At 65.2% G+C, this 18574-nt stretch carries 17 protein-coding genes; all 17 read right to left on the minus strand.

Going from position 1 to position 18574, the window contains the following annotated elements:
* Window positions 1–75 precede the first annotated feature (75 nt).
* Window positions 76–1002, minus strand: a complete 927-nt coding sequence (locus WOC76_RS16510; protein WP_341105320.1) for a FliM/FliN family flagellar motor switch protein — start codon at window positions 1000–1002, stop codon at window positions 76–78.
* The gene (gene motA, locus WOC76_RS16515; protein ID WP_341105319.1) at window positions 999–1874 is read right to left on the minus strand and encodes a flagellar motor stator protein MotA; all 876 of its coding nucleotides are present in this window, start codon (window positions 1872–1874) and stop codon (window positions 999–1001) included. Before motA ends, WOC76_RS16510 begins: the two co-directional genes overlap by 4 nt.
* A 69-nt stretch (window positions 1875–1943) precedes the next feature.
* Complete coding sequence (locus WOC76_RS16520) at window positions 1944–2420, minus strand: transglycosylase SLT domain-containing protein (RefSeq protein WP_341431499.1); 477 nt, start codon at window positions 2418–2420, stop codon at window positions 1944–1946.
* Between the two features lie 37 nt (window positions 2421–2457).
* Complete coding sequence (locus WOC76_RS16525) at window positions 2458–3837, minus strand: flagellar hook-length control protein FliK (RefSeq protein ID WP_341431500.1); 1380 nt, start codon at window positions 3835–3837, stop codon at window positions 2458–2460.
* A complete protein-coding gene (locus tag WOC76_RS16530; protein WP_341431501.1) occupies window positions 3834–4949 on the minus strand; it encodes a hypothetical protein in 1116 nt (371 codons plus the stop codon). Before WOC76_RS16530 ends, WOC76_RS16525 begins: the two co-directional genes overlap by 4 nt.
* The gene (locus WOC76_RS16535) at window positions 4946–5935 is read right to left on the minus strand and encodes a flagellar motor protein MotB (RefSeq protein ID WP_341431502.1); all 990 of its coding nucleotides are present in this window, start codon (window positions 5933–5935) and stop codon (window positions 4946–4948) included. The genes WOC76_RS16530 and WOC76_RS16535 overlap by 4 nt, the downstream gene beginning before the upstream one ends.
* Window positions 5932–6597, minus strand: coding sequence for a hypothetical protein (locus tag WOC76_RS16540; protein WP_341431503.1), 666 nt, complete (start codon window positions 6595–6597; stop codon window positions 5932–5934). The genes WOC76_RS16535 and WOC76_RS16540 overlap by 4 nt, the downstream gene beginning before the upstream one ends.
* Before the next feature lie 9 nt (window positions 6598–6606).
* The gene (fliF, locus tag WOC76_RS16545) at window positions 6607–8280 is read right to left on the minus strand and encodes a flagellar basal-body MS-ring/collar protein FliF (protein ID WP_341105312.1); all 1674 of its coding nucleotides are present in this window, start codon (window positions 8278–8280) and stop codon (window positions 6607–6609) included.
* A 162-nt stretch (window positions 8281–8442) separates the two neighbouring features.
* Window positions 8443–9336: a flagellin N-terminal helical domain-containing protein gene (locus tag WOC76_RS16550; RefSeq protein WP_341105309.1), complete on the minus strand. Its 894-nt coding sequence runs from the start codon at window positions 9334–9336 to the stop codon at window positions 8443–8445.
* A gap of 167 nt (window positions 9337–9503) precedes the next feature.
* The gene (locus WOC76_RS16555) at window positions 9504–10394 is read right to left on the minus strand and encodes a flagellin N-terminal helical domain-containing protein (protein ID WP_341105307.1); all 891 of its coding nucleotides are present in this window, start codon (window positions 10392–10394) and stop codon (window positions 9504–9506) included.
* Window positions 10395–10619: 225 nt separating this feature from the next.
* Window positions 10620–11129, minus strand: coding sequence for a YchJ family protein (locus WOC76_RS16560; RefSeq protein ID WP_341105306.1), 510 nt, complete (start codon window positions 11127–11129; stop codon window positions 10620–10622).
* Between the two features lie 148 nt (window positions 11130–11277).
* The gene (locus WOC76_RS16565) at window positions 11278–11478 is read right to left on the minus strand and encodes a formate dehydrogenase subunit delta (protein ID WP_341105304.1); all 201 of its coding nucleotides are present in this window, start codon (window positions 11476–11478) and stop codon (window positions 11278–11280) included.
* 22 nt (window positions 11479–11500) lie between these two features.
* Window positions 11501–12328 (minus strand): formate dehydrogenase accessory sulfurtransferase FdhD, encoded by an 828-nt coding sequence (gene fdhD, locus WOC76_RS16570; RefSeq protein ID WP_341105303.1) that lies wholly within the window; start codon window positions 12326–12328, stop codon window positions 11501–11503.
* Window positions 12325–15204 carry a formate dehydrogenase subunit alpha gene (fdhF, locus tag WOC76_RS16575; RefSeq protein ID WP_341105301.1) on the minus strand — a complete coding sequence of 960 codons (2880 nt, stop codon included), beginning with the start codon at window positions 15202–15204 and terminating at the stop codon, window positions 12325–12327. The genes fdhD and fdhF overlap by 4 nt, the downstream gene beginning before the upstream one ends.
* A 10-nt stretch (window positions 15205–15214) precedes the next feature.
* The gene (locus tag WOC76_RS16580) at window positions 15215–16765 is read right to left on the minus strand and encodes a formate dehydrogenase beta subunit (protein ID WP_341105300.1); all 1551 of its coding nucleotides are present in this window, start codon (window positions 16763–16765) and stop codon (window positions 15215–15217) included.
* Window positions 16762–17238, minus strand: coding sequence for a formate dehydrogenase subunit gamma (locus WOC76_RS16585; RefSeq protein WP_341105298.1), 477 nt, complete (start codon window positions 17236–17238; stop codon window positions 16762–16764). Before WOC76_RS16585 ends, WOC76_RS16580 begins: the two co-directional genes overlap by 4 nt.
* Before the next feature lie 126 nt (window positions 17239–17364).
* Window positions 17365–18264 (minus strand): LysR family transcriptional regulator, encoded by a 900-nt coding sequence (locus tag WOC76_RS16590; protein WP_341389053.1) that lies wholly within the window; start codon window positions 18262–18264, stop codon window positions 17365–17367.
* Window positions 18265–18574: the final 310 nt, after the last annotated feature.

Raw genomic sequence — 18574 nt, forward strand, 5'->3', positions numbered from 1 at the left:
CGTTCGAAGACAAAGACGGCCCCAGCCCGTCGCTTTCCAGTTCGTCGTTCATCGCCGCTCCTCTCAGCCTATGTCTCAAACGCCCAGAATGTTTTCTATGTAAGATTCACGCTCGTCGGAAAATTCTTCGAGCCTCACCGTGTACATGTTGTCCTTCTGGCCGAGCGTGCACCAGAAGAGCGTCCGCCCCTCCGCGACGACACGGATCGGATCGGTAGGCGCGATCGGCAGACGCAGCACGTCGCCGACTTCGAGACGCGAAACGTCGCCGAGCGTAAAGCCGCGCGCTTCGAGACGCACTTCCGCCTTCACCTCCGTGCGCACGACGTTCTGATAGAGATTTTCCGACCATTTCTCGTCCGTCGCCTTGCCTTCGGCGCCCGGAAGCCGCGACAGCGCCGTGCGGAACGGATCGAGCGCGCTGCGCGGCATGGCGATCAGTATCTGGCCGGCGTGTTCGCCGTAACGCACCGTCATGCGAACGAAAGCGGCGACGGTCGCCTTGGGCCCGAGCGCGAAAAAGCCCGAACCCTCGAGCGACGGCTCGCGCTCATAGGTCAATTTGGCGAGGCGCGAAAAGCTTTCCGCAAATCCGGAAACCAATTTCGTGACGCAATAGCCGATGATGCGGTCTTCGATGCGGGTCGGCGGCCTGTCGAGGCTCGCGTCGATGACGCCCGAACCGAGCAGAAGCTCGAAGGCCAGGCAACGAAACACGCCGTCGACGGCGATCGCGACGCGCGAGTCGTTTTCCTGGCTTTTGAAGACAAATATCTTGCCGAGCGCCCCGTATTTTTCGGCAAGTTCGTGCACCCGGCTGCCTTCGAAATTTTCCGTCGTAATGACGAGGCCGCTCGCGTAGCGGCTGAGAAAACGGGCGAAGCCTGCGCCCGTTTCCTCGAAGATGGCGGTGAGCGCGGGCATGCGATCGATCGTCGCATCCCCGACGAGCACGAGCTGCTCCTCGCCGTCCGCTTCTTTCAAGGCTTCTTTCAGGATCATGCCGCCTCAGCCGCCGCAGCGCCGCCGTTGATGGTTTCGTTTTCCACTTCGTCGATCGACGGACGATCATGCGCCGGTATCGACTTGCGGCCATGTTCGATGGCGACCTGCGGCAGCGCGCCGTTCATGAAGGCGAGCAGGGTCTGCTTGATGATGAGGAAAACATGGCACTCCTTGCTGCGGGCGACCTTCACCTTGTAGGCGAGCGGGGTCATGATGCCATAGGAGACGAAGATGCCGGCGAATGTGCCGACCATGGCGGCGCCGATGAGGCCGCCCAGCAATTCCGGCGACTGATCCAGCGCGCCCATCGCCTTGATGACGCCGAGCACCGCGGCCACGATGCCGAGCGCGGGGAGGCCGTCGCCGATGGCGGTGAGCGCATGATAGGGCTTCAGCTTGTCGTGCTTGATTGAGGAAATCTCCTCGTCGATCAGCGCCTCGATCTCGAATGTCTTCACATTGCCGATAATGTAGAGGCGGCAATAGTCGCAGATGAAGGTGGTGATCTCCGGGTTCTTGAGAACATTCGGAAAGGCTGTGAAGAGCGGCGATTCGTTTGGCGCGTCGATATGGCCTTCGACCTCGGTGCGGGACTTGCTGCGCAACTCGCGCATCAGGGCGTGCAGGAGACCGAGAATGTCGAGATAGTCGCGCCGCTTGGGCGTCTTTTCGAGGATCGCCTGAACGATCGCCTTGCCCGTGTCCTTGATGACCTTGATCGGATTCGCCACGATGAAGGTGCCAAGCGCGGAGCCCATGATGATGACGAATTCCCAGGGCTGCCAAAGGACGATCAGATGGCCGCCGAGCGCGGCGAAGCCGCCGAGCATGCAACCCATCGTTACGATGAGACCAATGACGAAGCTCATTTCATCACGCTCTTTCTTGCCGTTTGACAAGCTCTGGATAAGTTGTGGGACTTGCCCGAGCCTGATGGGTCATGGCGACACGCCGCAGAAGGCCATGGCCGCATCGGTCCAGGCGCCGAAGCCGCTCGCCACCATGTTGCGAATGACGGCGCAGACATAAGTGCGCTGCGCGGGCGCATTGCCGGGCCCGGCGTGGTAGCGCGCGACCGTCGCCGTCCAGCTTCCTTCCCGTTCGTGCAGCGACTTCAAAAAGCGCGCCGCATAGTCGACATTCCTCGCGGGATCGAACATCTCCTCCAGCGAGGCGAACTGCTTTCCGTGATAGCGCCAGTTGATCTGCATGCAGCCGATGTCGACGAGGCTCTCGCCCTGCCGGCGGGCCTGACCGAACGTCGCGAGCGCGTCGGCGAGCGTCGCGTTGAAGACCGCGCGCCCGTGAATGTTCATCGCATAGGCATGAAGCGCGCCGCGCTGGCCCGTTTCTGTGAGCGCGACCGCATAGAGAACGGCGACCGGCACGTCGTTTTCCCGCGCGGCGCGAATCATTTCGGCTTCGCAGACGTTCTCCGCGGCCTGCGCCCCGCTACAAAAGGACGCCAGGAGCGCCAGCCGCAGCAGGCTTCTCGCCGCGTCCTTGCCGGTCGCGCGGCGGCGTTTGAGAGTTCTGCCGCTGGTCTGGTCGTTCCTCATTGGCGAATCCGCGCTCCCCGCCATATTGCCGCGGCCGGTCGTCGGCGCCGGCGCCCTCCTGTCCCGCCGTAAGCGCCGCGGGGGGCGGGCTCACGCCGACATGGAAGGACTCGAGCGTCATCCCTTTCTCGCCGATCGCCGAGGCGAGATGGTCTCGCGCCTCCAGCAGAAGCGCCGAGGTTTTCGGGGAGTCCGCGTCGAGGGCGATCTCGACCCTGGCGCGGCTCACGCGCATGCGCACCGTGATCGCGCCGAGCGAAGCCGGCTCGACCTGGAATTTGAGAATCTTCAGGGGTTCGACAGGCTTTTCCGGGGGCGGCGCGATCGCGCCGCTCAGGATCGGCGCGGGGCGGCCGGACGCCTCCGCATCGCGCGCGGCGGTCAATGTCTGCGCGACCACGGCCGGCAGATGGGTGACGATCTCCGAGACGCGGATTTGCAGCGGCGCGGAAGCTTCGGGGGGCGCTTCGGACTTCGCGGAGGCGGACGAGAGGGGAGCCGCGGGAATTCGTTCCCGCGGCGCATCCTCCGCGGTCACGGACGGCGGCCCGCCCGGCGTCTTCTCGACGCCGCCGTCGCGGCTCGATTGGGGCGCATGCGCCTGGGGCGCGGGAGCGACCGCCTGCCGCAGGCGGCCGGCTTTCGGCTCCACCAATGCGACGCCATTCTCCTCGCCCCCAGCGACGCGCGCCGCTGGCGGTTGGGTGAGCGCCACGGACCGGCGGGACGGAGACGGCGCCGGCTGCGCGACCTGCGCCGCCGCGGGCGCCTGCGCGGGCGCCAGCGCGGATGGCGCAGGCGCAGAAGGCTGGATCGGCGGAGGCGGCGCTTGCATGTCGGCGGGCGGCGCCTGCATCGCGGCGGGCGGCGCATTGGCCGCCGGAGCTTGCGCCGCATCCGCTTCGGCGCGTCGCCGTTCATCCGGGGCTTTCGCAGGCGGCGGCGCGGCGTTCGCCAGCGGGTCCGTGACCGTGGCCGTTTCGGGGGCCGCATCGGGCGCCTTTTGCGGCGGGGCGTCGGCCGCTTTCGCCGGCGCGGCCAGCCCGAGGAAAGCGAAGGAGAATGCCGCGCCCGAGACGGCGACGGGGGCCGGCGCCTCCCCGGCGTCGCCCTTATCGGGCGACGCGTCCGCCGTCTCGGCCAGCGTATCGAGGATGCGGCTGAAATCGGCGGACGGCGGCGCGGCCGGAGGCGCATCCGGCGCCGCGCGCCCCGCGAGCAGCAACAGCAGGCCGCCCGCTCCCAAAGGATCGCTCAGGGGGCTCGTCGTCATCGGCGGGCCGACCTTTCGAGAAGCTCGTCGCTCCGGGCGATCGCCTGCCGCGCGGTCTCGAGCATTTCGTTGGGGGGGTCGTCCGGCCTTGTCTCCGGCTCCTCTCTTGCCGCAAGCCTCGACACGACCCCGGACGCGAGCGCAATCAGCCGGGCGTCCTCCCGCTCGAGCTGTTTTTGGTCGAGCGCCTTCAGATCGTCGCCGCTTCTCTCATCGGTCAAAGCGGCGACGACGCTGCGATAGGCGTCGATGCGCTTTCTGGCGGAAGGAGTCGTCGCCGAAGGCGCCGCCTTCTCGATCGTCTTGCTGGCGAAGTCGAACCGGCCCGCCTGCAACGCCTGGCGCGCGAGGGCGAGATAAAGCGAGAGGCGCTGATTTGGGGCGGCCTTGTCGAAGAGCGGTTCGAAGGGTTCGGAGCGATCGAGAAACGTCTCCTGCCCGACCGTCGCCTGACGAAACGCCTCCCAGAAATTCTGCGCATAGGGCGAGGCGGCGTATTTGGCGGTATAGCGCGCGGCCAGCATCGCCAGCTTGCCGCTTTCCCGCGCTGGGTCGAGAAGGGCGATCTCACGGCGGAGCGCCGCTTCCTCGACGAGCGAGCCCGGCATCAGCAGGCGCGCGAGATCGAGAAGGGAGACCGCCCGCGCATTGTCCTTGCCGATCAGCGCGCCGCCCTGCACCAGCGCGAGATGGCCGCCGAGCAGCGCCGGAGCGTCACGCGCGCTGATCTCCTGCAGCGCCTTGGGAATGCCGCCCTCGCGCCCTTCCGCATATTCGACGCTCGCGGCGAATAATCCTGCGTCTTTCGGATCGACGAATTGAGCCTCGTAGATTTCCCGCAGTTTCGCCGGCGCGCCGCCGCACAGGAGATAGACGATCGCCGCGCGAATATTGCGCTCGTCGCGCCAACCGTCGGGCTCGACGGAATCGATCTGCTTCTCGATGAGATCGAACTGCCGCGCCGCCCGGTCGCGCGCCCCGGCGTTTCCGGCCGCCATGAGATTTTGCATGGCGTTGAGATCGCGCACCATCGCCGCGAATTCCTCCGCCTGCGCCGCGCCGCTCATCTGCAACAAGGCGGCGAAAGCGATCGCCCTTCCTGCGATTGTCATGGCTCGACTCCACGCAGCAGAATTTCGATCCGCCGGTTGACCGGCGACAATGGATCCTTCGCGTTCCTGGGGCGCCTGTCAGCGAAGCCGACGACTCTCTCCATGCGCGTGGCCGGCAGGCCGCCGCGGATCAGCATGTAATTGACGATTGTCGCGCGGTCGCTGGAGAGCCGCCAGTTGTCGTAGTTCTTTCCACTATAGGAGCGGCCGTCCGTATGGCCCCTGAGCTCCACCGCGCCGGGTTTGCCGGCGAGAATCTTGCCCACTTCGCCGATGATGCGCACGAGTTGCGGCTTCGGCTTGATCGAGCCGACATCAAACATCGAGAAATTCGCGTCGTCGGTGAGGCTGATCAACAGGCCTTCCTCGGTCTGCCGGACCTCGACCTTGGGCGCGCGCGCCTCCTGCGCGGCGATCTTTTCGATCTCCGCCTGCAAGTCGCTCGCCATCGCGGCCTTCTCTCCCGCGGCCGTCGGACCTTGCTTGAGACCAGCCTTGTCGTGCGCGGGCGGCGGCTCCGCCGGCGCAGGCTCGGGTGCGGGCCGCATCTCCTTTTTCAGGGTGCGTTCGAAAGGATCGCGCAAGACCTCGGAGGCCGGCGGCTCGCCCGCGCGCGGCTCCTCCCTTGCGATTGCGTCGAGCGTCTTCAGGGGCTCGCTCTGTAGCGCCGCCTCCGTATCCTTCGACTCGCTTGCGCCCCCCTTCTTGGGCACCGGCGGATTGATGGCGCTCTTCCCTTCCGAGCCGGTGGCGGGATCGCGCAGCCCCTTGTGCGCCTTGGTCGTGTCGACGAGCTGCACGGGGTTGAAATATTGAACGATGACCGCCTTCGTTTCCTTGGAGGTGGAGTTGATGAGCCACATCACAAGGAAGAAGGCCATCATCGCGGTCATGAAATCGGCGAAGGCGAGCTTCCAGACGCCGCCGTGATGGTCCTCTTCGCCTTCGACCTTTTTCTTGATGATGATCGGGGGGCCGTTGCTCATAGACCTTCACTCCTGCTGTCGCGCAGACGCCGCATCCAGGCGTCGAGCCGCGTCTCGATCCGCGTCAGGTCGAAATCGACCGTGACGTCGACGCCGTCCGTTTCGGTCAAACTCACCGCAGCCTGCTGCTCCACGAGCGCCTCGGCCATCTTTTCGATCAGCTCTCTCGGGCCCTGGAGGCGGATCGCCGGTCCATTCTCGCCGGCGACAGCGCGTCGGATGGCGTCGATCAGTTCCTGCGAGGTCGTCTGCTCGACTTCCCTCGCCACAAAGGGCGCGAGTATGCGCGCCACATCGGTTCTCAGCGCCTCCAGCGCCTCGGCGAGACTCTCCGAAAGACGCCTCGCCAGAAGTTCGCCCTGCTCCTCGATCCATTGCGTCCGCAGCAGGCGCAAATCCTCCTCATGCGCAGCCTGTTGCTTTTCGAGCGCGGCGGCGAGCTCTTCGTCGAAAGCCCGGCGCAGCAGCGCGGCGTCATCGCGCGCTTCCCGCGCGACGATATCCGGCGCGAAGTCTTCGTCCGGAATTTCCGCCGACGCCTCGAAGAGCGTTTCGAGGATCGGCGAGGGCGGAGGAAGCGGCGCAGGGAGCGGCGATTGCGGCGGAAGACGGGGGGCCTCGTCGAAACGCAGCAGATAAGTGGAAACGTCGTGAATGTTCATGGCGTGGCCTTAGGACCTCATCCATTGTTTCATGATCGCAGCGGCATGAGCGTCGTCCTGCTCGATCAGCCGCTCGAGTTTCTTGCGCGCGCTTCCTCTCGCCACTTCGACGATGCCATCGAACAGCGCGGCGCCGGGCAGTAATCCCTCCTCTGGAATGTCGAGAATCGGCGCCAAATTGGGGAAAGCCGGTTCGAGGGCGAGCGGAAGTTCAGCCGGCGCGAGAGATGGCGCCGCGGGCGAGGCCAATGGCGGCGGCTCGACTCTCTCCTGCGACGCCGGCTGCGCTTCGGCGAGAAGTGCGCGCCGCGCCGGCGCCAGGCCAAAGGCGACGATGATCGCCGCAATGCCGACGGCCGTCAGGGCGTTGATGATTGCGCCGAGATGGCTGCCGAGCATGGCGACGAAGCCCGGATTTTCCTCCGGCGTCATTTCATGCTCGTTGAACATGAAATCCACCGCCGTCACTTTCAGCGCGTCGCCGCGCTCCTTGCTCAAGCCCGCGGCGGAGGAGACGAGCTGCTCGATTTCCTTGAGCTGCTTATCGACGATTTCGGGCTTGGGCGGCTCCTTGCCGGGCTCGGCGAAGGCGGAACGGTTGATGAGCACCGCGACAGAGAGCCGCTCGACTGTGTAGCCGCCGCTCACCGTCGTCACCGTCTTGGAGGAGAGCTCGTAATTGGTGAGCTCCTCGCTCTTGCGGCTCTCGTCGTTCGACTGCTTGGCGTCGCCATTGTTGGCGGCGTTCTGCGGAATGTTGCGCTCCACGCTCGTGGATTGCGCGCCGCTGTTGTTTTGCGACTGAGCCGTCTCCTTCACCGTGCGGATGGAGCGTTCGATGCGCGAGTCGGGGTCGAAGATCGTTTCATTCGTCTGCTTGCGGTCGGTGTTGACCCGAGCGCGCACGCTCACCTGAAAATTCGGCAACCTCAGATAGGGCGTGAGCGTGCGTCTGATGTTGTCCTGTATGTCTTTCGAGATGCTCTTTTCGAGGGCAAGCGTCTTCACTGGAACGGCGTCGGTCGCCTCTCCGTCCGAGGACGAAAGGATCATGCCGTCCGTATTGAGAACCGTCACCTGATCGACCGTCATGCCAGGCAGCGACGAGGCGACGAGATGGCGGATCGCCTGCGCGGCGCTCGAATCGTCGGGACCTTCCGTGCGGATGATGACGGAGGCCGACGGCGGTTGCTTGGCGCGGCGAAACGATCCTTCGTCCGGCATGACGATGTGCACCCGCGCCGCCTTGACGCCGCGGATGAGTTGAATCGTGCGCGCCAGTTCGCCTTCGAGCGCGCGCACCCGCGTCACCTCCTGCATGAAGGAGGTGAGGCCGAGCGCGCCGACCTTGTCGAAGAGCTCATAACCGGCGTTGGCGCTCTGCGGCAGGCCGCGTTCGGCGAGCAGCATGCGCGCCTGCGCGGTCTGGCCGTAGGGAACCGAAACGGCGTTCCCTTCCGGATTGACGTCGAAGGCGACGCCGCTCGATTTCAGAGCGGCGCCGATGCGGCTCACATCCTCACGATCGAGGCCCGCGTAAAGCACCTCGAAAGAAGGCCGCGAGAGATAGTAGGCCGCAAGCGACACCATCCCGACGACGAGCGCGAAGATCAGCCCGAGCGCGGCGAGTTTCCTGCCGCCGAGGGCTTTGAGATTATCGAAAAGTTTCGTGAGATGGTCCATGGCGTCCGAAGCAGGCGCTCCCTGTTCCTGTGACGCCAAGAGTCGGCGCAGGGGCTTGTGCGAGCGTTGCGCCGCGCCCTTAATCCAAACACTAACAAAAGGTTAATAACAAATTGAGCCCGGGCGGACCAAGCCTTTCGGCTGGCCCGCCCGGCGTGAAGCTTACTGGAACAGCTTCAGGATCATCTGGGCGTTCTGGTTCGAGATCGAGAGCGACTGAATGCCGAGCTGCTGCTGCGTCTGAAGCGCCTGCAGGCGCGTCGAGGTTTCATTCATGTCGGCGTCGACGAGCGACGACACGCCGGTCGTCAGCGCCTCGGCCATCGTCTTGATGAACTCGTTCTGCTGCGTCACGCGAGTCTGCGTCGCGCCGATCTGCGAGGCGTAGGTCGTGAGATCGGCAAGCGCCTTGTCGGCGTTGGTCAGCGTATCGGCGATGGTCGCCGCGGCGAGATCGCCGGAGGTCAGATTGGTGAAATCCGTGGCCGCCGCCGCCGTGCCGCCCTGCGCCGCCTCCAGCACGCCGGTCCCGCCGCCCGCGCTGTCGATGAGCGTGGTGAGCGTGAGATCAATGGTGCCGACAGCCGAGTTGCTGGAGCCCGTGCCATCGGAGTAGGAGGCGATGAATTTCACGGGGCTCCCCTGGGAGCCGTCGAGGACGTTGAGGCCGGTGAAGGTCGCCGACGACACGATGCTGGTCAATTGCTTGCCGAGCTGCTGAAGATTGGTCAGGATCTTCGCGGTGTCGGCGCCCGGCTGCTGAGCCTGGGTGACGCCGTTCTTGATGTCGTTCACCACATTGATCGCGCTCTTCACAGCAGCGGCCGCCACATTGAGAACGGAGTTGGCGCCGGAGAGCGAGTCGCTGACCGTCCCCAGAACCTTGCTGTCCGATTTCATGGTCTCGGCGATCGACCAGGTCGAGGCGTTGTCGGCGGCGCTCGCGATCTTGAGGCCGGTAGAGATTTCCTTCTGCGTCGTGTTCAGCGACGCCTGGGTCGTGCGCAGCGACTGAAGGGCGGTGATTGCGGAAGGATTGACGAGGATGCTGGCCATTTGATGTGTCCCTTCGGGTACGAGAAAAAACAAGGGACATACCGGTGTCGCACCGGCTCGACGGATAAGGCGTCATGCCACGGGTCTGGGCCCGTCCGAAGCAGCTATGCGTAAACGCCTGCGAGGGCCGCGACCCAGAGGGCCGCGGTCCTCGCCGCGCGCATGCGTTACTGGAAGAGCTTCAGGATCATCTGAGCATTCTGGTTCGCGATCGACAGCGACTGAATGCCGAGCTGCTGCTGGGTCTGAAGCGCCTGCAGACGGGTCGAGGTTTCGTTCATGTCGGCGTCGACGAGCGAGGAAACGCCGCTCGTCAGCGCCTCGGCCATCGTCTTGATGAACTCGTTCTGCTGCGTCACGCGCGTCTGCGTCGCGCCGATCTCGGAGGCGTAGGTCGTGAGATCGGCGAGCGCCTTGTCCGCGTTGGTCAGCGTGTCGGCGATGGTCGCCGCGGCAAGATCGCCGGACGTCATGCTGGTGAAATCCGTCGCCGCCGCGGCGGTGCCGCCCTGCGCCGCTTCCAGAATGCCCGTTCCGCCGCCGGCGCTGTCGATCAGCGTCGTGGGGGTGAGGTCGATCGTCCCGACGGCCGAATCGGAGGCGCCCGATTTGTCGGCGTAGGACGCGATGAACTTCTCAGAGGTCTGTGAGCCGTCGATGACATTGAGGCCGGTGAAGGTGGCCGAGGACACGATGCTGGAGAGCTGCTTGCCGAGCTGCTGCAGATTCGTCAGGATCTTCGCCGTGTCGGCGCCCGGCTGCTGGGCCTGGGTGACGCCGTTCTTGATGTCATTCATCACGCCGATGGCGCTTTTCACCGCCGCGGCGGCGACATTGAGCACCGAATTCGCGCCCGACAGCGAGTCGCTGATCGTCGACAGCACCATCTTGTCCGACTTCATCGTCTCGGCGATCGACCAGGTCGAGGCGTTGTCGGCGGCGCTCGCAATTTTGAGGCCGGTCGAGATTTCCTTCTGCGTCGTGTTCAACGACGCCTGGGTCGCGCGCAGCGACTGAAGCGCGGTAATGGCGGAGGGGTTGACGAGAATACTAGCCATTTGCGTTGTCCCTTGTTGGACTGAGAACAAGTAAGGGACATGCCGGTGTTGCGCCGGCTCGACGGATGAGGCGTCATGCCACGGGTTTGGGCCCGTCCGAAGCGACTATCGACTTTTGGAAACGCGGCGCGCGTTTCGTTGGTCGACGGAGCCAGTTTAGCCGAAGCCGCGACCTTGAAAAGGAGAATGCCCGAAAGCGCCTAATGGCCAGTTAACGGCAAAGCCTCAGGCAGCCGCGCCGCAGCATTTCTTGTATTTCTTGCCAGAGCCGCAGGGGCAGGGATCGTTGCGGCCGGGCTGCGCGCCCTTCACGATCGGCTGGCTCTTTCGATTGGCCTCTTCCTGAAAATACCAGCGACCATCAGTCTTGCAGAACAGCGAGCGCTCGCGATGCGCGTAGTTTTCGCCCTCGAGGCTGAAATGGGCGATGAACTCGACATGGCCCTCGTCGTCGGTCTCGAGCCCGTTCTCCGTGGAAATCACGTCGAGGCCGAGCCACTGAGACTGCCTGGCCCAATGGGTGATCGCCTTGCGGTCGAAATCCTCGCGCGTGCCAGGGGCCAGCGTCTCTTCGAGATAGTCGATGTCGCCGCGCGCGAAAGCCGTATAGCGCGAGCGCATGAGCGCCTCCGCCGTCGGGGGCGTCTTGCCCTCTTCGAGATAGGGCTTGCAGCAATCTGCGTAGTCGCGCTTCTCGGCGTCGATCACGCGGCAGGGGCAGAGGGCGTCGGTCATCGTCTCTCACTCGATCGCCGGCCGCGCGCGGACTGAAAAAAGCGCGGCGGGAGGCGCGTCTTCACTTGGAGTTGAAAAGAAAAAGGCCGCCGCGCCGGAAAAATCGATTCTTGAAAACCGCTTTTTGTGCGCGACAGGCAGGCGCGCGTCAGGCCGCGCCCTTCTTCTCGGCGTCGAGAATCTTGACGGCCTCGATGGCGATGGGTTCGAGTCCGGCGCCGCCATGTTTGACATGTTCGCAGATCGACTCGCGCATATGGGGCGCCCAGAACTTGCGCAGATGCTCGGCCATGCCGGCGGCGGCCCCGATTTTTTGCGCGCCAAAAAACGAGCCGATCTGATTGGCCATTTTCACGAGCTTCTCAACTGAATCATGCGACATGGGCGGAGACCTGTTCGAGGATGCGTCCTGGATGGGTGAAGACTTCGAAATCGCGGCCCCGCATCACGGCCACGAGGGTCATACCGCATTTTTCGGCGCTGCGAACCGCGAGCGCGGTCGGCGCCGAGACGGCGGCGATGATCGGCGCCCCGATGCGGGCGGCTTTCTGCACGAGCTCGACGGAGACGCGGCTGGTCATCAGCACGACGCCCTGCGAGGCGGCCAGGCCCTGGCGCGCGAGCGCGCCCGCGAGCTTGTCGAGGGCATTGTGGCGGCCGACGTCCTCGCGGACGATCAGCGCGCCGGAATCGGGGTTCCAGAAGGCCGCCGCATGCACTGCGCGCGTCTCCTGATTGATCTTCTGCGCGGCCGGCATCCGGTCCATGGCGTCGATGAGCGCCTCCGCCCGCACGATCAAAGCATTGTCGAGCGTCGGCAGGCTGCGCGCCGCGGCCTCGAGGCTTTCGACGCCGCAGAGGCCGCAGCCCGTCGGGCCGGCCATCGACCGGCGACGCGCCGCATAGGCGTCCTGGCGGTCGCCGACGAGCCATGTGCGCAGCTCGATTCCAAGGTCCGAGGTCACCACCTCCACCTCGCCCGCGTCCTGAGGACGGTCAACCAACCCCTCGGTGATCGCGAAACCGACCGCGAAATCCTCGAGATCGGCGGGCGTCGCCATCATCACCGCATGGGTGGAGCCGCCATAAGTGAAGGCGACCGGCGTCTCTTCGGGGATCACGCGTGAAGAACGCGCCGTCACATCGTGACGGCGCGCCAGGCATTCTACCCGAAGAGCAGGCGACGGAATGTCGTTCATTCCGCCGCGTCGATGGTCGTCGCAATGCGCCGAGCGTTCTCGGAGAGCTCGCGATACTGCTCCTGCCACTGGGTCGGGCCGTTCGACGGAGACACCTGAACGGCGGTGACCTTGTATTCGGGGCAGTTGGTGGCCCAGTCCGAATTGTCGGTGGTCACGACATTGGCCTGGGTCATCGGATGGTGGAAGGTCGTGTAGACGACCCCGGGGGCGACGCGGTCCGTGACCAGGGCGCGCAGCGCGGTGTCACCCGCGCGGCTCTGGACGCGCACCCAATCGCCGTCGCGCACGCCGCGCTCCTCCGCATCGTGCGGATGGATTTCGAGCACGTCCTCTTCATGCCAGCGGCTGTTCTCGGTGCGGCGGGTCTGCGCGCCGACGTTGTACTGCGACAGGATGCGGCCCGTCGTCAGCAGCAGCGGGAAGCGCGGCCCCACCTTCTCGTCCGTGGGCACATATTCGGTGATGACGAATTTGCCCTTGCCGCGCGCAAAGCCGTCGATGTGCATGATCGGCATGCCTTCCGGCGCCTCGTCGTTGCACGGCCACTGCACCGACCCCACCTCGTCGAGCAACTCATAGGAGACGTTGTGGAAGGAGGGCGTCAGGCGCGCGATCTCGTCCATGATCTCGGACGGGTTCTTGTAGTTCCAGTTCATGCCGAGCTTGTTGGCGAGATGCTGGGTGATCTCCCAGTCGCCATAGCCGTTCTTCGGCGTCATCACCTTGCGGATGCGCTGGATGCGGCGCTCGGCGTTGGTGAAGGTGCCGTCCTTCTCGAGGAAGGAGGACCCCGGCAGGAAGACGTGGGCGTAATGCGCCGACTCGACCAGGAACAGGTCCTGCACGATCACGATTTCCATATTGGCGAGGGCCGCCGAAACATGGCGCGTGTCGGGATCGGACTGGAGAATGTCCTCGCCCTGCAGATAGAGGCCCTTGAACCGGCCCTCGATCGCCGCGTCGAACATGTTCGGGATGCGCAGCCCGGGCTCGGGGTCGAGCTTGACGCCCCAGTCGGCTTCGAAGACCGACCGCGCCGCCGCGCCCGAAATATGCTGGTAGCCCGGCAGCTCATGGGGGAACGAGCCCATGTCGCAGGAGCCCTGCACATTGTTCTGGCCACGGAGCGGGTTCACGCCGACGCCGCGGCGGCCGAGATTGCCCGTCGCCATGGCGAGATTGGCGATGCCCATGACCGTCGTGGAGCCCTGCGAATGCTCCGTCACGCCGAGGCCGTAATAGATGGCCGCATTGCCGCCCCGCGCATACAGGCGCGCGGCGCCGCGAATGTCCTCGGCCTTGACGCCGAGAACCGACTCGAGAGCCTCCGGGCTGTTGCGGTCGAGCGCGACGAAGTCGGCCCAGGCCTGGAACTCGTCCCAGTCGCAGCGATGGCGCACGAAGGATTCGTTGACGAGCCCTTCCTTGACGATCACATGCGCGAGCGCCGTGATCATCGCGACATTGGTGCCAGGCTGCAGCGCCAGATGATAGTCCGCCTGAATATGGGGCGAGCGGACGAGGTCGATGCGGCGCGGATCGATGACGATCAGCTTGGCGCCTTCGCGCAGGCGCTTCTTCATGCGCGAGCCGAACACCGGATGGGCGTCCGTCGGATTGGCGCCGATGACCAGAATGACGTCGGCCTCGTCGACCGAGTCGAAGTCCTGCGTGCCGGCCGAGGTGCCGAAGGCCTGGTTCAGGCCGTAGCCCGTCGGCGAATGACAGACGCGGGCGCAGGTGTCGACATTGTTGTTGCCGAAGCCGGCGCGCACGAGCTTCTGAACGAGATAGGTCTCTTCATTCGAGCAGCGCGACGAAGTGATCGCGCCGACCGATCCCTTGCCATATTTCGCCTGAACGGCCTTCAGCCGGTCGGCCGCGAAGGTCAGCGCCTCGTCCCAGGTGACGACGCGCCAGGGCTCATCGATGGACTCGCGGATCATCGGGTCGAGGACGCGGTCGCCATGATGGGCGTAGCCATAGGCGAAGCGGCCCTTGATGCAGCTGTGTCCGTGATTGGCCTTGCCGTCCTTCCAGGGGATCATGCGGACGACTTCCTCGCCGCGCATCTCCGCCTTGAAGGTGCAGCCGACGCCGCAATAGGCGCAGGTGGTGATCTCGGAATGCTCCGGCTGGCCGATGGCGATCACCGATTTTTCGGTCAGCGTCGCGGTCGGACAGGCCTGGACGCAGGCGCCGCAGGACACGCACTCCGACTCCATGAAGGCCTCGTCCATGCCGGCCGAAACGCGCGAATCGAATCCGCGTCCCGAAATCGTCAGCGCGAAAGTGCCCTGCACTTCCTCGCAGGCGCGCACGCAGCGATTGCAGACGATGCACTTGGACGGATCATAGGTGAAATAGGGGTTCGACTCGTCCTTGGGCTTCCAGGCGAAATTCGCCTCGCCATTGTTGCGCGCAAAGACGTGGTTGGAGCCGTCATAGCCGTAGCGCACGTCGCGCAGACCCACCGCGCCCGCCATGTCCTGCAATTCACAGTCGCCATTGGCGGCGCAGGTGAGGCAGTCCAGCGGATGGTCGGAAATATAGAGCTCCATCACGCCGCGGCGGATCGCCGCGAGGCGCGGGGTCTGGGTCTTGACCGAAATGCCCGGCGCGACCGGCGTGGTGCAGGAGGCCGGCGTGCCGTTGCGGCCTTCGACCTCGATCACGCAGAGACGGCAGGAGCCGAAGGCCTTGATGCTGTCGGTGGCGCAGAGCTTGGGGATCTCGGTCCCCGCCTCCATCGCCGCCCGCATGATGGAGGTGCCTTCCGGAACGGTGACGCTCTTGCCGTCGATGGTCAGCGTGACCATGTCCTCGGATTTCGAAGCCGGCGTTCCGTAATCTGTTTCTTTGATAAGAGTCATGGCGGCTACCTCACTCGGCGGCTTCAAGGGCCGGCTTGCGGAAGTCCTCTGGGAAATGACGAAGAGCGCTTTCGACCGGATAAGGCGCGAAACCGCCGAGCGCACACAATGAGCCAAACTTCATCGTGTGGCACAGGTCCTTGAGAAGCTCGATGTTCTTCTCGACGTCCTGACCATTGCGAATCTTGTCGATCGTTTCGACGCCGCGCGTCGAACCGATGCGGCAAGGCGTGCACTTTCCACAGCTCTCGATCGCGCAGAACTCCATGCCGAAGCGCGCCATCCAAACCATGTCGACCGTGTCGTCGAAAATGACGAGGCCGCCATGGCCGATCAGACTGTCCTTCGCGGCGAAGGCCTCATAATCGAATGGCAGATCGAAAAGCGACACAGGCAGATAGGCGCCGAGCGGGCCGCCGACCTGGACCGCCTTGACCGGGCGTCCCGTCCGCGTGCCGCCGGCGATGTCATTGACGATCTCGCCGAGCGGAATGCCGAAATCGGTCTCGAACAGACCGCCGTATTTCACATTGCCGGCGATCTGGAGCGGCATGGTGCCGCGCGAGCGGCCGACGCCGAGATCGGCGTAGTGCTTCGCGCCCTTCTCCAGAATCATCGGGACGGTCGCCATGGAGAGCACGTTGTTGACCACCGTCGGCTTGCCGAAGAGGCCGACATGGGCCGGCAGCGGCGGCTTGGCGCGCACGATGCCGCGCTTGCCCTCGAGGCTCTCGAGCAGCGAGGTCTCCTCGCCGCAGACATAGGCGCCCGCGCCGATGCGCAGCTCCATGTCGAAGTCGAAGCCCGAGCCCTTGATGTTCCTGCCGAGCCAGCCGGCTTCGCGCGCCTTCTCGATCGCGGCCTGGAAGACCTTGGCGACGACCGGATATTCCGAGCGCAGATAGACATAGCCCTTGGAGCCGCCGATGGCGTAGCCGCAAATGATCATGCCCTCGATGAGCGAGAGCGGATCGCCCTCCATGATCATGCGGTCGGCGAAAGTGCCGCTATCGCCCTCGTCGGCGTTGACGACGACATATTTCTGGCCGGGCGCGCAATCCGCGACGGTCTTCCATTTGATGCCGGTCGGGAAGCCCGCGCCGCCGCGGCCGCGCAGACCGGACTTGGTCACTTCCTCGACGACCGCAGGGGCGCCCATCTCGAAGGCGCGCTTGAGGCCGGCGAAGCCGCCATGCGCCTCATAGTCGGCGACGGAGAGAGGGTCGATGACGCCGCAGCGCACGAAGGTGACGCGGTTCTGGCGCTTCATCCAGGGGTGCTCGTCGACGACCCCGATGTTCAGCGGATGCGCGCCGCCGGTCAGGAAGCCCGATTCGAACAGCGAGGCCACGTCCTTGACCTTGGCCGGCCCGTAGCCGACGCGGCCCGCGGGCGTCTCCACCTCGATCAGGGGCTCGAGCCAGAGCATGCCACGCGAGCCGTTGCGCACGATCTCGACGTCGAGGCCGCGCGCGGCGGCCTCCTTGGCGACGGCGGCGGCCAGGCGGTCGGCGCCCATCGCCACGGCGGCCATGTCCAGGGGAATGTAAATCTTGGTCATTTGCCCTTCGCCTCCTCGACGAGACCGTCCAGCGTCTCGGCGTCGACCATCCCGATCGGCTCGTTGTCGTAAAGGGCGGCGGGGCTGTGGGCGCACAGGCCCAGGCAATAGACCGGCTCGACCGTCAGGGAGCCGTCGGGCGTCGTCTGGTGCCATTCGAGCTTGTTGCGGGCGAGGAATTCATTCGCCTGCTTCTCGGCGCCCATCGACTGACACGATTCGGCGCGGCAGATTTTCAGCGTATGCCGGCCATGGGGCGAGGAATGGAAGTCGTGATAGAAGGTGACGACGCCATGCATTTCGGCGCGGCTGATGTTCAGCGCGCTCGCCATCTCGCGCACGGCGGATTCCGGAACGCAGCCGAATTCAGCCTGAAGCGCATGCAATATGGGCAATGCAGGACCTTCGAGGCCCATATGGGCCGCAATGATCTCCCGCGCCCGCTCGTCGCTATAAGGAGCAGCGCCAGCCATTTCTTCCCTCGCTTCGGGCGTCGAGCTCAAGACAAGCGCCCTTGATTGGTTTTGTTCCAAGGACAGTGCCGGAAATCCCCGACTTGATCAATAGCGTCCGCGCCGTCAGGCCATAGGGTCTGCCTATCAATCATCCAGCCTGCCACTTTCGGCGAGCGTCTTCGCCTCCGCGACGAGCGCGCCGACGAGCGGAATGACCGGATCGCGCAGAGGCGCGACCAGTCCAATTTCATGCCCCGCCTCGGGCTCGACGATCGGAATGGAGCGCAAGGGCGGCGAGGCGCCCATTGTTTTCGCGAGTTTTTCCGGAAGGATGGTCGCCCACCGGCCGGATTTCACATGGTCGTAAAGGAGAATGACCGAGTTCGACTCCAGGATCGGCGTCGGCTCCGCGCCGCCTGCGCCAATGAGTCGCTCGATGATCCGGCGATTCTGCATGTCGGGCGTCAGAAGGCACAGATCGATGCGCCCGACCTCGGCCCAGGTGACGCGGTCGCGGTCGCCGAGCGGATTGCCCGCCGTCGTCAACAGCCTGTAGCGCTCCGAACAGAGCGGCACGGTCCGCACGCGGCCCAGAGGCTCGTTGTCGAGATAGGTGACGCCCGCGTCGATCTCGAGATTGTCGAGCATGGCCAGCACCTCCGCGCTGGACGCCGAGACGACCTTGAAGCGCACATGCGGGTGCTTCTCGCGATAGGGGGTCGTCAACGCCGAGACGATGCCCTCGGCCGTGGGAATGACGGCGATCTTGAGCTGGCCGGAGAGGCCCTCCCGCAGGGTCCGCACTTCCTGGCGCATGGCGCGGGCGTCGCCCACGATCCGCTTGGCCCATTCCAGCACGCGCTCGCCCTCGGCCGTCAGCCCGTGGAAGCGGGATGAGCGGTTGACGAGCAGCACCCCGAGCGAATCCTCGAGCTGCTTGATGCCTGCGGAGAGCGTCGGCTGAGTGACGCCGCAGAGTTCCGCCGCGCGCGAAAAGCTCTTTTCGCTGGCGACGGTGATGAGAAATTCGAGTTTGTCGATCACGTCGAAGCGTTTCGGCGCCTGGCCGCGCCGTCCCTTGGCGAAAGCCGTTCCTTGGCGAAAAAGGCGGAGCCGCTCTTGGAAGGGGCGGCGCCGAACGCCCTTTTTCTTGTTTCGCTCGTGACATCCGCTAGCACATCCCGGCGCGGAACGCCCGAAAAATCGCGGGAGAGCGACAGACGCCGCCGGCGCGCAGGCCGCAAAGGCTACCGCGAAAAGATCGGCCGGTTGGCCGGCGGGGCGGGCGCCGAGCGGCCCGCCGGGCCCCCGGCAGGCTGGCCGCGCCACAATTTCCCCCCAATTGGTGCGTTTC

Origin of the sequence: Methylocystis sp. IM3 (genome assembly GCF_038070105.1) — a bacterium.
Lineage (GTDB): Bacteria > Pseudomonadota > Alphaproteobacteria > Rhizobiales > Beijerinckiaceae > Methylocystis.